Origin of the sequence: Cupriavidus basilensis OR16 (assembly GCF_000243095.1) — a bacterium.
GTDB lineage: Bacteria > Pseudomonadota > Gammaproteobacteria > Burkholderiales > Burkholderiaceae > Cupriavidus > Cupriavidus basilensis_D.
This window is the reverse complement of record NZ_AHJE01000134.1, coordinates 1-14,723: the sequence shown is the minus strand read 5'-3', so window position 1 is coordinate 14,723 and position 14,723 is coordinate 1. Positions and strand designations below refer to the sequence as shown.

General features: G+C 66.9%; 9 protein-coding genes and 7 pseudogenes. 2 read left to right on the top strand and 14 right to left on the bottom strand.

Features of this window, described 5'->3' with window-relative positions:
- The 3 genes and pseudogenes from OR16_RS34845 to OR16_RS34835 all read right to left on the bottom strand — a co-directional run bounded on the left by OR16_RS34845 (position 1) and on the right by OR16_RS34835 (position 2,557).
- Positions 1-750 (bottom strand): enoyl-CoA hydratase/isomerase family protein, encoded by a 750-nt coding sequence (locus OR16_RS34845; protein ID WP_237717326.1) that lies wholly within the window; start codon positions 748-750, stop codon positions 1-3.
- 2 nt (positions 751-752) lie between these two features.
- Positions 753-1,386 (bottom strand): annotated as a pseudogene (locus tag OR16_RS34840) (cysteine dioxygenase).
- 27 nt (positions 1,387-1,413) lie between these two features.
- Positions 1,414-2,557 (bottom strand): annotated as a pseudogene (locus tag OR16_RS34835) (CaiB/BaiF CoA transferase family protein).
- Positions 2,558-2,736: 179 nt separating this feature from the next.
- On the opposite strand from OR16_RS34835, the gene OR16_RS34830 reads away from it, so the two are divergent.
- Complete coding sequence (locus OR16_RS34830; protein ID WP_006163562.1) at positions 2,737-3,537, top strand: IclR family transcriptional regulator; 801 nt, start codon at positions 2,737-2,739, stop codon at positions 3,535-3,537.
- Between the two features lie 224 nt (positions 3,538-3,761).
- Positions 3,762-5,191: pseudogene (locus OR16_RS34820) on the top strand (NAD-dependent succinate-semialdehyde dehydrogenase).
- A 114-nt stretch (positions 5,192-5,305) separates the two neighbouring features.
- Here the strand turns inward: OR16_RS34820 and OR16_RS34815 are convergent.
- The 11 genes and pseudogenes from OR16_RS34815 to OR16_RS44230 all read right to left on the bottom strand — a co-directional run.
- A complete protein-coding gene (locus OR16_RS34815; protein ID WP_006163560.1) occupies positions 5,306-6,517 on the bottom strand; it encodes a DUF2252 family protein in 1,212 nt (403 codons plus the stop codon).
- An 81-nt stretch (positions 6,518-6,598) separates the two neighbouring features.
- Positions 6,599-6,988, bottom strand: a complete 390-nt coding sequence (locus tag OR16_RS34810) for a cytochrome C oxidase subunit IV family protein (RefSeq protein WP_081488967.1) — start codon at positions 6,986-6,988, stop codon at positions 6,599-6,601.
- Positions 6,989-6,996: 8 nt separating this feature from the next.
- Positions 6,997-7,434 (bottom strand): annotated as a pseudogene (locus tag OR16_RS34805) (cytochrome c oxidase subunit 3); the annotation flags it as partial.
- Positions 7,380-8,774, bottom strand: coding sequence for a mannitol dehydrogenase family protein (locus OR16_RS42170; RefSeq protein WP_006163557.1), 1,395 nt, complete (start codon positions 8,772-8,774; stop codon positions 7,380-7,382). The gene OR16_RS42170 and the pseudogene OR16_RS34805, both read right to left, overlap by 55 nt.
- Positions 8,775-8,793: 19 nt before the next feature.
- Positions 8,794-9,342: pseudogene (locus OR16_RS34795) on the bottom strand (enolase C-terminal domain-like protein); the annotation flags it as partial.
- Positions 9,342-9,620: pseudogene (locus OR16_RS42165) on the bottom strand (cytochrome B); the annotation flags it as partial. The pseudogenes OR16_RS34795 and OR16_RS42165, both read right to left, overlap by 1 nt.
- Positions 9,621-9,798: 178 nt before the next feature.
- Positions 9,799-10,437, bottom strand: a complete 639-nt coding sequence (locus OR16_RS34785; protein WP_006163554.1) for a hypothetical protein — start codon at positions 10,435-10,437, stop codon at positions 9,799-9,801.
- Complete coding sequence (ctaD, locus tag OR16_RS34780; protein ID WP_006163553.1) at positions 10,434-12,191, bottom strand: cytochrome c oxidase subunit I; 1,758 nt, start codon at positions 12,189-12,191, stop codon at positions 10,434-10,436. Before ctaD ends, OR16_RS34785 begins: the two co-directional genes overlap by 4 nt.
- A 41-nt stretch (positions 12,192-12,232) precedes the next feature.
- Complete coding sequence (locus OR16_RS34775; protein WP_006163552.1) at positions 12,233-13,405, bottom strand: cytochrome c oxidase subunit II; 1,173 nt, start codon at positions 13,403-13,405, stop codon at positions 12,233-12,235.
- A gap of 341 nt (positions 13,406-13,746) precedes the next feature.
- Positions 13,747-14,250 (bottom strand): hypothetical protein, encoded by a 504-nt coding sequence (locus tag OR16_RS34770; RefSeq protein WP_006163551.1) that lies wholly within the window; start codon positions 14,248-14,250, stop codon positions 13,747-13,749.
- 250 nt (positions 14,251-14,500) lie between these two features.
- Positions 14,501-14,723: pseudogene (locus tag OR16_RS44230) on the bottom strand (mannitol dehydrogenase family protein); the annotation flags it as partial.

Below are 14,723 nucleotides of genomic sequence, written 5' to 3'. Positions count from 1 at the left end.
TCAGCGCCTGGATGCCGCCCGGTAGGCAGAGATGCGCGCCTTGAGTCCCGGCCGGGCCGCGGAGCGAACCAGCTCGGCCAGTTGCGCCGCGCGCGCTGCTTCGGCCATGGCGTGGCCGCCCTGCGTGGCAGCCTGGACGGCGGCTTGTGTTGGCACATCCAGCCGGCGTGCACGCTCGGCCAGCGTGGCCAGCGCGGCGGCGCGCTCCGGCGGCGCCACCAACCTACTGGCCAAACCGGACGCCAACGCTTCCTCGGCCCGGACCGCCCGCCCACTGGCGATCCAGTCCCGCGCCGCCGCCACGCCCACCAGTTGCGCCAGCCGCGCGCTGCCCAGCACCAGGCCGAAGCCCGCGCCGGGGTAGGCAAAGCTGCTGCCCGGTGCGACCCAGCGCTGCTCGCAGGCTGCCAGCAAGTCGGCGCCCGCGCCCATGGCGCGCCCCTGTACCAGCGCGACCGTGGTGAAGGGCGCGCCATGCACGCTCTGCAGCAACAGCTCGACACGCACGAAGCGCGCAAGCAGCGAATCATCGCTCTCGCGGTCCAGGTCGCCCAGGTCGAACCCGGTGCAGAAGTGCGTGCCGGCGCCCTCGATGGCGAGCAGCCGGGTGCCATCGAGGCTGCACGCCTGCACCGCCGCCGCAAGTTCCTCCACCAGCGTGGCCGACAGCGCGTTGCCCCGCTCCGGGCGGTTCAGCGTCAGCCGGGTGACGTCGCCCTGCCGGTCGATCAGCAGATTGGCTTGTTCCACCTTCACCCCTGTTCCGGTGGCGCGGCCGGGGCCCACAGATTGGGCACCAGCGCGTTGGAGTAGCCCGACACGAACGGCTTGGTGGCGCCGCTGGCAGCGTCATACACATGACGCTGGATGCGGCCGATATTGCCGCCATACAGATGCACGCTGATCGACACCCGGTCGTCATGCGCATTGCGCACGCGGTGCACGTCGCCCAGCCGTGGGCGAGACCGCGGCCACCTGGCCCGCGCTCAGCACCACGGCATCGCCGTCCTCCAGCAGCCGGCCGCCTTCCACGCGGTAGCGCTGGTCCACCTCGGCACCGCGCAGCATGCCGATCAGGCCCCACACGGTGTGATCGTGCACAGGCGTTTGCTGGCCCGGTCCCCAGACAAAGCTGACCAGCGAAAAACGATCGAGCGGATCGCCGTAGAGCAGATGCTGCTGGTAGTAGACCGGATGCGGCCGCGCCATGGCCTCCGGCAGCCAGTCGTCGTGCGCCACCAGCTCGGCTAGCGCGGCGCTGGCTTGCGCCAGGATTTCCGGCTCGCTGCTGCCCGCGCGCTCCGCCTGCGTTACCACGCGGCTGATGGTGGCAACGAACGCGCGCAGGCGATCGGCGTTGCCGGCCTTGCCGATCGATTCGTGCATATCCCGCATTTCGCTCATGATGGTTCCTTACAAGAGATCTTGTTCCGCGTCCATGCCACCAGGCTGGTAGCGGGCCCGTACGGCGGCGTTGTGCTCGCCTAGCGCCGGCGGGTCGCGGCGGATCGGCAGGCCCAGCCCGTCGAAACGCAGCGGCGAGGCAAAGGTGCGCGTCTGGTGGCCGCCGGGGAGCGTGAGCGGGCGCACCCACTCCATATGCGCCACCTGCGGATCGTCCAGCGCGGCGGCGTAGTCGTTGATGCGCGCGTGCGGCACGCCCGCGGCGTTGAAGGCGGCAATCCAGTGTGCCACGCCAGCGGTGGCAAAGCGCTCTTCCAGCAGGATCTTGAGCGCGGCTTGGTTGGCCGCGCGGTCGCGCGTGGTGGCAAAGCGCGCGTCCTGCGCCAGCGCGGGCAGCGCCACCACGCGTACCACGTCGAGCCACAGCTTCTGGTTGCCCGCGGCAATGGCGAAGTAGCCATCGGCGGCCTGGAAGGCCTGGTACGGCGCATTGCGCGGATGGGCGGAGCCCAGCTTGGCCGGGCTCCTGCCGGTGCCGAAGTACTCGCTGGTCTGCAGCGCGGCGATGCCCAGCGTGCAGCCATACATCGGCACATCGATATGCGCGCCCGCACCACCGGCCCGCACCCTGGCGAGCGCGCTGGCGATGGCAAAGGCGCCGTACAGCCCCGAGGCAAAGTCGGCCAGCGGCACGCCGCATTTCACCGGCGCGCCGTCGGGTTCGCCGGTCACGCTCATCACGCCGGCAGCGGCCTGGATGGTCAGGTCGAAGCCGCCTTCGCCCGCACGCGGGCCGCTCTGGCCGTAGGCGGACACGGAGCAATAGACCAGCCCCGGCTTTTGCTCGCGAAAGCTGGCGTAGCCTAGCCCGAGCCGATCCATCACACCGGGCCGGTTGTTCCACGTCGGCGGCATCCTTCAGGTTGAGCGCCACCGACTCCTTGTTGCGGTTGAGCGAAGCGAAATTCTCGGAAAAGCCGTCGGACAGCGGCGGCCACTGCCGCAAGGTATCGCCCTCGGGGGCTTCCACCTTGATCACTTCGGCGCCCATGTCGGCCAGCAGCATGCCGCAAAAGGGGCCCGCGGCAACGGTACAGAATTCCACGACCCGCACGCCTTGCAGCGGCAGGTCCTGTTGGTCGAGATCACGCATGGGAGGCATCCACAGGGAAAGAGAGAGGGGCGGCACGGCGAATCGGCCATCCTCCTGGCGAGGCTGCCGTCCGCGATGCGATGATTATAGGGAGTTGCAAAATACGATACTATCGTTCCACATTTGAGAACGAATATGCGCCATCCGCATAAGATGCCCGCAATGGAGCATAAGCACCGATGAACAACACCTTGATCAAGGGCCTCGGCGTCATCGAACTGCTGGCGCACAGCGACCGCCCGCTGGGCCTCACCGAGATCGCCGCCCACCTGGGCCTGGCCAAGAGCAATGTGCACCGGCTGCTGCAAGCGCTGACCGAGCTGAATTACGTGATCCGCGACGCCTCCGGTACCGGCTACAGCCCGTCCATCAAGCTCTGGGAACTGGGCTCGGCGGTGCTCTCGCGGCTGGACCTGCGCCGCCATGCCGAAGCCTGGATGGACAAGCTGATGCACGCCAGCGGCGAGAGCGTGCACCTGTCCGTGCTGGACCGTGCCGAGGTGGTCTACGTGCACAAGATCGACAGCCCCAACCCTGTGCGCGCCTACACCCAGATCGGCGGCCGGGCGCTGGCGCACTGCGTGGCCACCGGCAAGGCGATGCTGGCCTTCCAGACGGACACAGCGCTGCAGCGCATGTGCGCCGCGCTGGCGCCGTCCACGCCCAACAGCATCGTCGAGCCCGAGCGCTTCCTGCAGGAGATGGCCAAGGTGCGCAAGCAGGGCTATGCGGTGAACCGCGGCGAATGGCGGGAGACCGTCTACGGCGTGGCCGCGCCGATCAGCGACGGCAACGGGCACGTCATTGCTGCCGTCGGACTGTCGGGACCCGCGGAGCGTTTCAAGCCGCACAAGATCAAGGGCTTTGCCGAGCTGGTGCTCAACGCGGCTACGGAGATCTCCGATGGCCTGGGTGGCGGCAACCGGCACAATGCGCTGGCGCTGGCTACGCGCAGCATGGTGGCGATGCGGCGCGGCTGAGCCTGGGCACCCGCCGTGTTCTCCGCGCCCATAAGGGGGCGCGGGCCGTGGCCTTTACGGCACTTGACCCTGGCCTTCCTCCCGCCCTGAAACGCCCGCTCCTGCCGATGCACAAAACCGGCTAACGCGTTAAGCTTGCGGTTTGGCCGCCGCGCCCGGGCGCGGCATCCCCCACCGCGGCGCCGGCAGCGCTTGTCGCACGCAACCTTCTTCAGGAGAAAGGCATGTACCAGGATCTCGCCCTCTACATCGACGGGGAATTCGTCAAGGGAGGGGGGACCGACGCGAGCAAGACGTCATCAACCCTTCCACCCAGGAACTGCTGGGCAAGCTGCCGCACGCCAGCCGCGCCGACCTCGACCGCGCCCTCGCCGCCGCGCAGCGCGCCTTTGAAAGCTGGAAGAAGACCTCGCCGCTGGAGCGCTCCAAGATCCTGCGCCGCGTGGCGGAACTGACCCGCGAGCGCGCCAAGGAAATCGGCCGCAATATCACCCTGGACCAGGGCAAGCCGCTGGCCGAAGCCATCGGCGAAGTCATGATCTGCGCCGAGCACGCCGAATGGCACGCCGAGGAATGCCGCCGCATCTACGGCCGCGTGATCCCGCCGCGCCAGCCCAATGTGCGCCAGATCGTGGTGCGCGAGCCGATCGGCGTCTGCGCGGCCTTTACACCGTGGAACTTCCCCTTCAACCAGGCCATCCGCAAGATGGTCTCGGCCATCGGCGCCGGCTGTACGCTGATCCTGAAGGGCCCGGAGGATTCCCCCAGCGCGGTGGTGGCACTGGCCCAGTTGTTCCACGATGCAGGCTTGCCCCCGGGCGTGCTGAACATCGTCTGGGGCGTGCCTGGCGAGATCTCCACCTACCTGATCGAGTCGCCGATCGTGCGCAAGATCTCGTTTACCGGTTCCGTGCCGGTGGGCAAGCAACTGGCGGCACTGGCCGGCGCCCACATGAAGCGCGTGACCATGGAACTCGGCGGCCACTCGCCGGTGCTGGTGTTCGACGACGCGGACATCGAGCCGGCGGCGGAAATGCTGGCGCGCTTCAAGCTGCGCAATGCTGGCCAGGTGTGCGTATCGCCCACGCGCTTTTACGTGCAGGAAAAAGCCTATGACAAGTTCCTGGCGCGCTTTACCGAAGTGATCGGCTCGATCAAGGTCGGCGACGGCCTGGAAGACGGCACCCAGATGGGCCCGCTGGCGCACGAGCGCCGCATCGCCTCGATGGAGCAGTTCCTCGATGACGCCAGCCATCGCGGCGGCAAGGTGGTGGCCGGCGGCAAGCGCATCGGCGACAAGGGCTTCTTCTTTGCCCCGACGGTGGTCACCGACCTGCCCGACGATGCCAAGCTGATGGTCGACGAGCCGTTCGGCCCGGTGGCGCCGGTGACGCGCTTCAAGGACGTGGAGGAAGTGCTGCGCCGCGCCAACAGCCTGCCCTTCGGCTTGGCCTCGTACGTGTTCACCAACTCGCTGAAGACCGCGACGGTGGTGTCCAACGGCCTGGAAGCCGGCATGGTCAACATCAACCACTTCGGCATGGCGCTGGCCGAGACGCCGTTTGGCGGCATCAAGGATTCCGGCATCGGCAGCGAAGGCGGCCAGGAAACCTTCGATGGCTACCTGGTGACCAAGTTCATCACGCAGGTCTGATGTCCCGTCCTGGCCGGGCACCGCGCCCGGCCAGGAAAAGTGGCTAGTGGCGGCTGGCGATCGCGTTGGCTTGGGCAGCCACTACGGCGAGGTACTAGCCGCGCCGTGCGCAAATTAGGCCTTCTTCCCCCTGGCCTTGTGGTAGTCCTCGGCAAACTCCTTCCATTGCGCCTGCGCCGTCTCGCAGCCATGCCGCGCCAGCCGCAGCACCGGCGCGCGCCAGCGCGAACCGGCAGCAAACTCCTGCAGTGTCTCGATGCGATCGGCGGTTTCATGCCCGCAGCCGCGCAAATGCGCCCACGCCGCCGAGCGCGCCATCGTGAGAAGCACCTCGTTCAGGTTGGCGCGATCGGTGTGAGGCCCAAGGCTGACCCGGTCGGCCGTAGGTTGCAAACTCTTGACGATATAGGACGGGGCTCCAGGGCGGCCCCCCATCGCAATCGCCGAGAGCAGCGCGGGCGAAGCCGCCTGCATGGCGTGCTGGATATGCACCACGCGCGATGCGTCGCTGCCCCAGGCCGGCTGCTTGCCATAGGGCAAGCCTTGCCACGCGCTGGGCGCGGCGCGCTTGATGTCAATCAGGCGCTGGGCGGTGGGCGTGCCCGCCGCATGCGCGAGCACGACATAGCGCTCCAGCCCCAGGCTGCCGACGCCCGCCACCCGCCGGGCGGCGTCGTCCGCCACGAACTGGCCGTGATGGGACTGCTGCGTGAATTCGCGCAGGATGGCGCCGGCGCGCTTGCGTTCGCCCTTGAGCGGGGCCAGCGCATGGCTATTGTCGATCAGCAGGCGCCGCACGCCGCCACGGCGCACGGTGCGCGCCGCCAGGACCTCGCCGCGGCGGCGCCGTTTGACGCGGCGCAGCAGCGTCGCCACCATGCCGGTGGCGGTGGCGCGCTCCACCCAGCGCGGCTTGCCGCCGGCCAGCACCGCCGCGTAGGTATCGAGCATGCGCTCGGCGCCCGCGCGCGCGTCCGCATCCGACAGGCCGAGCTGCGGCGCGGCGATCATCAGGCTGGACAGCAGGCGCACCAGGTCCACGGTCAGCGGCGCGACCATCGCGTCGTCGAAGTCGTTCAGGTCGAAATAGACCAGGCCGTTGTCACCCTTGAAGCTGCCCAGGTTCTCCAGGTGGAGATCGCCGCAGACATAGGTGGTGGGGGCCTCGATCAGTGCGGCTTCGGTGCCCACCGAGGCGGCGTAGAGGTGGTTGGTGCCGCGCAGGAAGGCGAACGGATCGGTGGCGATGGCGGCGAGCTTGCGGGTCAGCCGCTCAGGATCACGGCCATGGTTATAGATCAGGATGGCTTCCGTGGCTGGGTGCATGGTTTCCTCGTAGTGGCGGGCAACCGGGCAAGTGTACCCGGATGGCGCCAGCGGAACACGCACCGCACGCGTGCGGCACGCTCAGCGGAAGAAAACGCCGCGCAAGAGAAAGGTGTAGTCCGCCTCGGCCGCCATCAGGCCCACCAGCACCAGCAGGCAAAGCGGCGGCAGCAGGATGGCGCAGATCAGCGCCAGCCGCTCCCATGCCATGTGCATGAACACGGCCACAATCAATCCGGCCTTCATCAGCATGAAGAGCAGGATCAGGGTCCAGCGCAGATAGCCTTGGAAATGGAAGTAGTCCACCAGGTACGACAGCGTGGACAGCACGAACAACAGCGCCCAGATCTTCAGGTACAGGCCAATGGGATGTTGCTGCCCATGCTGCTGCCCGTGCGGCAAATCGCCGTGCGAGCCGGCAGCGATGGGCGCCTGCGCGGGCATTTCGGGAGACGGGGTCGACGAAGCCATGGCGTGCCTTACCAGAGATAGAACAGCGCGAAGATAAACACCCACACCAGGTCCACGAAGTGCCAGTAGAGCCCGGCGATCTCCACGATCTGGTAATTGCCCGTGCGCTCGTAGCGGCCGCGCAGCACCTTGGTGGCGACGATCAGCAGGTAGATCACGCCGCAGCTCACATGCAGGCCATGGAAGCCGGTGATCATGAAGAAGGCGGAGCCGAACTGCGGCGCCCCATCCTTGGTCCACTCAAAGGCCTGCATGCTGACGAAGGCCACGCCGAACAGCGCCGTGGCAAACATCAGCAAGGCGCATTTCACGCGGTCGCGCCGGTAGGCAAAGTTGACAGCCATCGCCATCGTCCCGCTGCTGCTGATCAGCACGAAGGTCATGATGGCGATCAGCAGCAACGGCACCTCGGTGCCACCCACCTTGAGCCCGAATACGATGCTGGGGGGTCTTCGATACGGTACTCGGCGCCGCGCTCGTCCCGCCCGCGCAGGAAGTGCAGCCAGCCGGCCACGCCCAGCGCCAGGCGTGGAAACGGCGCCCCCACCCGCAGCCGCTCGCGGATGGGCGCCAGCAAGCGCTGGGGGATCTTCTGCGAGCCGTCCATGGCGATCTGGCTGGTCTTATGCTGCAGTGCGGGGTTGGCGAAGCGTGCCAACAGTTCGCGCCGATAGGCCTCGGTGTCGAGCCCCGGCAACGGCGGCAGGGTCGGCAGCATTTCGTGCGCCATCATGCCGGCCACCAGCGCATGCACCGCCGGCACGGCGATCGCGCGGTCGGTGGTGGGCCACCCGGCCACCACGCCCAGATAGGCCATGGTCGAATGGCTGCCGTTGACGAGGCGATGCTTGAGCGTCTCGAACGGGTGCGCGTGCTCGACAAACTGCGCGCCGCCCGCCTCCCAGCGTGGCCGCCCAGCCACGAAGCGGTCCTCCATGACCCACTGCAGAAAGGGCTCGCCCACCACAGGCCACGCATCCTCGACGCCAAGCGTGGCGCTGATGCGCGCGGCATCGTCCACGGTGGTCTTGGGCACGATGCGGTCGACCATGGCATTGGGAAAGCCGCAGCGTTCGGCCACCCAATCGTGCAGCGCGCCGTCCACGCGCGCGCAGAAGGCCAGCAGCAAGCGGCGCAGCGTGTCGCCGTTGGCGGCGATGTTGTCGCAGGAGAGCAAGGTCAGCGGCGGCAGGCCGCGTGCCATGCGCCGCTGGAGGCCGCGCGCCAGATAGCCGATGGCGGTGACCGGGGTGCCGGCATGCAGCAGGTCATGCGCAATGCCTGGGTCGTTGAAGTTCAAGGTGCCTGTGGCCGGGTCATGGCAGTAGCCTTTCTCCGTCACCGTCAGGCTGACGATGCGCGCATCTCCATGCGCGATCCGCTCCAGCACGGCATCGGGATCGTCGGCGGCCACCAGCACTTCGATCACCGCGCCGATCACCTGCAACTGCTCGAAGCGGCTGCCGTCGTCCCGCGCCCCCCGCAGCGCCAGCGTGTACAGGCCCTGCTGCGGCGCCAGCGCGTCGCGCGTGTCGGGCCGGCGCAGCGAGACGCCGACGATGCCCCAGTCGAGCGAGCGCGCGTCGGCCGCATCGGCGTGCAGCGCGGCTTCGGTGACCGCCGCCTGGTGCGCCCGGTGAAAGGCACCAATGCCCAGGTGGACGATGCCGCCGTGCAGGCGTTCGCGCGCATAGCGGGGGCGCAGGATTTGCAGCGACGGCTGCGCCAGTTGCGCCAATTGCGGCAGTTGCGCGAGCGTGTCGGGATGCAGTCTTGGCGGTGTCATGGTGCGTGCAGGTGTTGGCCTACCAGTGCCAGAGCGTGCCATCGTGGGCGAGGCGGTTCACCGGCAGGTAAGCGCGTTGATAGGGATACCTCGCCGCCAGCGTCTCATCGATATCCACGCCATGCCCCGGCGCATCGCCCGGATACAGCATGCCATTGGCAAAGGTGTAGGCATGCGGGAACACCGCATCGGTCAGCTCGCTGTGGCGCATGTATTCCTGGATGCCGAAGTTGGGCACCCACAGATCGAAATGCAGCGCGGCACCCATGCAGACCGGTGACAGGTCGGTCGCGCCATGCGAGCCGGTGCGTACCTGGTGCATGGCGGCGAAGTCCGCGATGCGCCGCAGATGCGTGATGCCGCCCGCATGGACCACGGTGGCGCGGATGTAGTCGATCAACTGCTCCTGGATCAGCGTCTTGCAATCCCAGATGGTGTTGAAGACCTCGCCTACCGCCAGCGGCGTGGTGGTGTGCTGGCGAATCAGCCGGAAGCTCTCCTGGAGCTCGGCGGGCGTGGCGTCTTCCATCCAGAACAGACGGAACGGTTCCAGCGACTTGCCCAAGCGATCCCGAGCGTGGTGCCCGCGATCAGCCACAGCTCCAGCTTGCTGTTCTCCGGCTGATAGGCCGCGCGCGCGCCCTCGCGATGGCGGTAGCGCCAGACGATGTAGGCGATGAACAGGTTGATGACGATGAAGAAGATGCCGGTGATGACCAGCGTGATGGTCAGGGTGTCGTCCATCTGCTTCCAGTTGGAAGCAAGCGGCGTCGCCCACCACGGGCTCACGAAATGGAAGAGCACCGAAGCAACGACGATGATCACGATTGCAATGGCTATCGCCATACCGACCCTCCCCCTTGCGTACAGAAGGTCCGCGAACTACACGCAAGGCTGTCACCTTGAAGGCCTGCTGGTCTGAGGACCAGTCGGCCACCAGCCCGCGCAAGCCGGTCACCGCCGGCGCAGATGAAGTGGGTAGCGAAGACATGGGCACGTCTCCTTCGAGGATGCGCCGGGCCGCCTAGCCGCGGCCACAGATAAAGCGAACGAACTCCGGCGTGAGCCAGCCGAGCGCGGCCAGCAGCACCAGCCATACCGCCAGCAGGAAATGCCAGTAGCGCGCGCACAGGCGAATGCGCAGCGCGCTGCCCGGCCCGGCGCGCATGGCAAGCGCCCAGCCAGCCAGGCCGCCCAGCACATGCAGGCCATGCATCGCGGTCAACAGGTAGAAGAAGCTGCCGGACGGGTTGTTGGCAGGCACCACGTGGATGGCGAGCAGGGCCTGCCATGCCCACAACTGCGAAGCGACGAATGCCGCCGCGGCCAGCCCGCCCAAGCGCAGCGCGCGGTGCGCCACCGAGGCGCGCCCGGCGCGGGCCGCGCGCGCCGCCGCCAGCATCACCCCGCTACCCGCGGCAAGCAGGGCCGTGGACAGCCAGACCTGCCACGGCAACGCCACCGCGTGCCAGTCAGGCGAATCCATGCGCATGGCGTACGCGGCAAGAAACAACGCGAACAGCGAGCTCACCACGCCCATGAACACCCACAGCCCGATGCTGGCCGGCGCGGGCCCCGCGCGCTGCCTGCCCACATCGCCCGGGCCGGGGCCCGGGCGCCGCTCGCCGCCGGCTCCGGCGCGATAGACCAGGTTCTCGTTCATGCCACGGCTCCATGGCTGGTATGCGGCTCGGGCTCGGCGCCGCCGGCCTCGGGGGGCGCGTTCTGCGCAATGAAATCCTCGCTCGCGCCCGGCACGCTATAGGCATAGGCCCAGCGATGCACCACCGGCTGCTCCGCGCCCCAGTTGCCGTGCACGGGCGGCGTATCCGGCGTCTGCCACTCCAGCGAGGCCGCGCGCCAGGGATTGGACCCTGCCGGCCTGCCGTGCCTGATGCTCCAGGCCAGGTTGACGATGAACAGCAACTGCGCCGCCGCCACGATAAATGCAGCCACGGAGATATAGGCGTTCATGGTGTGCGCCGACTCGGGGATGAAGGCGTAGTTGTCGTAGGCGTAGTAGCGCCGCGGCATGCCAAGGATGCCCAGGTAGTGCATCGGGAAGAAGATGGCATAGGTGCCGACGAACGTCACCCAGAAATGGATGTGCCCCAGCTTGTCGTTGAGCATGCGCCCGGTGACTTTGGGGTACCAGTGATAGATCCCGCCGAACACCACCAGGATCGGCGACACGCCCATCACCATATGGAAGTGCGCGACCACGAAATACGTGTTCGACAGCGGAATGTCCACGCTGACATTGCCAAGGAACAGCCCGGTCAGCCCGCCGATCACGAAGGTGCTGATGAAGGCGATGGCGAACAGCATCGGCACCGAGAAATGGATGTCGCCCCGCCACAGCGTGATGACCCAGTTATAAACCTTGATGGCCGTGGGAATCGCGATGATCAGCGTGGTGGTGGCGAAGAAGAAACCGAAGTACGGGTTCATCCCGCTCACAAACATATGGTGCGCCCACACCACCACCGACAGCACGCCGATGGCCAGGATGGCCCACACCATGGTGCGATAGCCAAAGATGCTCTTGCGCGAATGCACGCTGACGAGATCGGAGACGATGCCGAACGCCGGCAGCGCGACGATATACACCTCCGGGTGGCCGAAGAACCAGAACAGGTGCTGGAACAGCAGCGGGCTGCCGCCCTTGTAGTTGAGCTGCTGGCCCAGCGACACGATCGCCGGCATGAAGAAACTCGTGCCGAGCGTGCGGTCCAGCAACATCATCACGCCGGACACGAACAGCGCCGGGAAGGCCAGCAGCGCCAGGATGGTGGCCATGAAGATGCCCCACACCGACAACGGCATGCGCATCATCGTCATGCCCTCGGTGCGGGCCTGCAGCACGGTGGTGACGTAGTTGAGGCCGCCCATGGTGGCCGCCACGATAAAGATCAGCAGCGACACCAGCATCAGGATGATGCCCCACTCATAGCCGGGCGTGCCTGGCAGGATGGCCTGCGGTGGATAGAGCGTCCAGCCGGCGCCGGTCGGCCCGCCCGGCACGAAGAAGCTCGACAGCAGCACCAGCACCGAGAGGAAGTAGACCCAGAAGCTCAGCATGTTGAGGTACGGGAATACCATGTCGCGCGCCCCCACCATCAGCGGGATCAGGTAGTTGCCGAAGCCGCCGAGAAAGAGCGCCGTGAGCAGGTAGATCACCATGATCATCCCGTGCATGGTCACAAACTGGTAGTAGCGGTTGGCATTGATGAACGTGAAGTGCCCGGGGAAGCCCAGTTGCAGGCGCATCAGGTTGGAGAGCACCACGCCGATCAGCCCCACGAAGATGGCAACCAGCGTGTACTGCACGGCGATTACCTTGTGGTCCTGGCTCCAGATGTAGCGGGTAAAGAAGCTCTGCGGTCCGTCGTGGGCGGCTTCGTCGGCGTATGCCATTGCACTCCCTCCTGTAGCCTTCTTTGCAAGCTGCCTGCGGCCTACCTGGCCACGGCGCCGGACGCGGCGCCTGCCTGCGTTGCCGCGCCGGGCGCACCGTTGGCGCGGATGTAGGCAATCAGCGCGCTCACTTCCTCGTCGCTCAGGGCCATCTTCGGCATGAGCGGGCCGAAGCCCCTGACCAGGCGCGCCTGCGGATCGGTGATCTCGATCTTCAGGTAAGCGTCATCGACCTTCGCGCTGCTGCCGTCGGCAAAGGTCCCGGTACTGCCATACAGGCCCTTCCAGCTTGGCCCCACCCCAACGCTGCCATCGATGCTGTGGCACCCCGCGCAGCCCTTGCTCTGGGCCAGCGCGCGGCCCTGCTCGGCGAGCGTATCCGCCGCCGGCGCGCCAGCGGCAGCCGCCGCCGCAGGCGGCGTCTTCACCATGGTCAGCGCGAACGTTGGCTGGCGCGCGAGCCACGCCTGGAACGCCGCCTCGTCCTCCACCACCACGTGGCCGCGCATGTTGTAGTGGCCGACCCCGCACAGTTGCGCGCACAGGATCTCGTACGTGCCCGCCTTGGTCGGCGTGAACCAGAACGACGTGACGGTGCCTGGCACCATATTCATGCGGGCGCGAAACGGCGGCACGTAGAAATCGTGGAGCACGTCCTTGGAGCGCAGCAGCACCTTGACCGGGCGATTCAGCGGCAGGTGGACTTCCTGGCCGGCGACGATGATGTCGTCCTGCCCGCGCGGGTCGTCCGGGTTCACGCCGAGCGGATTGGCGGGCGTGACAAAGCGCGGGTCCGAGGTGCCGAGCTGGCCGCCCCGGCCGGGAAAGCGAAAGCCCCACTGCCACTGCTGGCCCACTACCTCCAGGACCATGGCGTCGCCGGGCGGGCTCACGTACTCGGCATAGACGAACAGGCCCGGCGCCAGCAGCGCAATCACCCCGAGCGTGGTGCCCGCGATCAGCCACAGCTCCAGCTTGCTGTTCTCCGGCTGATAGGCCGCGCGCGCGCCCTCGCGATGGCGGTAGCGCCAGACGATGTAGGCGATGAACAGGTTGATGACGATGAAGAAGATGCCGGTGATGACCAGCGTGATGGTCAGGGTGTCGTCCATCTGCTTCCAGTTGGAAGCAAGCGGCGTCGCCCACCACGGGCTCACGAAATGGAAGAGCACCGAAGCAACGACGATGATCACGATTGCAATGGCTATCGCCATACCGACCCTCCCCCTTGCGTACAGAAGGCCGCGAACTACACGCAAGGCTGTGATAAGACTAGTGCATCTGGTCCGCCACCGGCAAGGCGGCCTTGACAGCGCTTTAAGTGCAATGCCACACAAAGCCGGCCGGGCCCCGCGCAACCGGCGGCAAAACAAAAAGCGGCGGATGAAAGCCTGGGCTTTCATCCGCCGCCGCCGGCCCGCACGGCCCGTGTAGTGGCAATGTGTGGGTCTAAAGCGCTAAGCCGCCAAACCGCATGCGCTCAAGCCCGATCGAAACGGGGGCGCGCCGCGGCACGCGCCGGTGCTTTGGCTGGTTTTTCCTCCAGTTTGCGTGCTCAGTGAGTTACATCCTTGCTTTCGAGCTTCCAGTAGGCAATGGCCGCGGTCATGCCGAAGATCATGTGGCCAACCAGGGTATGCCAGCCACGCGCATCGGCAAACCAGGTGAAAAAGCGCGTCATGCCGTAGAAGTTGAGCACGTAGACGGCAATGCCGAATGCCGCGCCGGTGAGCAAGACCAGGCCTGTGCTCGAATCGAGGTGGAATGGCGCGATGATGGCTCCCAGGATCATGCCCAGCACCGCGCCGAGCACGAAGTGGATTGCCAGTGCCGCGGCTACGGTACTCACGCTGAACAACGAGGTCTGCAACACGCCCTGCCCCATGAGGATGGCCGCGATCATCCGCGTTGTGCCCCAGGGATTGACGCCCGCCACCATCGTCGACCAGAACAGCTCGATCACCATCAATAGCGCCCCTGCAGCCAGGCCGGACACCGCTGCCGCGGTCCAGTCTGGCGTGCGGCGCACATAGTGGTGCGATTGCATGTGAAGTTCCATAGCCACCTCCGGTAATGCTGTTTCGCTGCGGTTGATCGCGGCGGTTGCACAACGACGCTTGCAGTCAGTGAATCGCTCATCATCGATCGCTGATCGGGCCCGCGTATCTGCACAGCATAGGACACGCCGGCCTGATCGTTGGACCGCACACCCGTAAATAAGTGCAGCGGGTGTGCGCCGTGCCACGGTGCCGCGGCGCCGTGGCAGAGCGCGTATGGCGGGCTCGGTACTTTGACGCTTGGCGATGCGTTCAGGCATCGATCGCCATGCCCGCCACCGCCTCCACCGTGGCCAGCACGCCACGCTCGCGCAACATGCGCGTGTGCGCGGCCACGGCTTGGACGAAGGCATGTGACGAACCCAGATCGCCGAACACCGGCGTGTACGACGCGATGGCGGCAACACGATCGTCTTCGCACGCGTGCGAGGCGTCGGCATCGCTCTGCAAGGCACGCAGCGGCGACGCCAGCGGG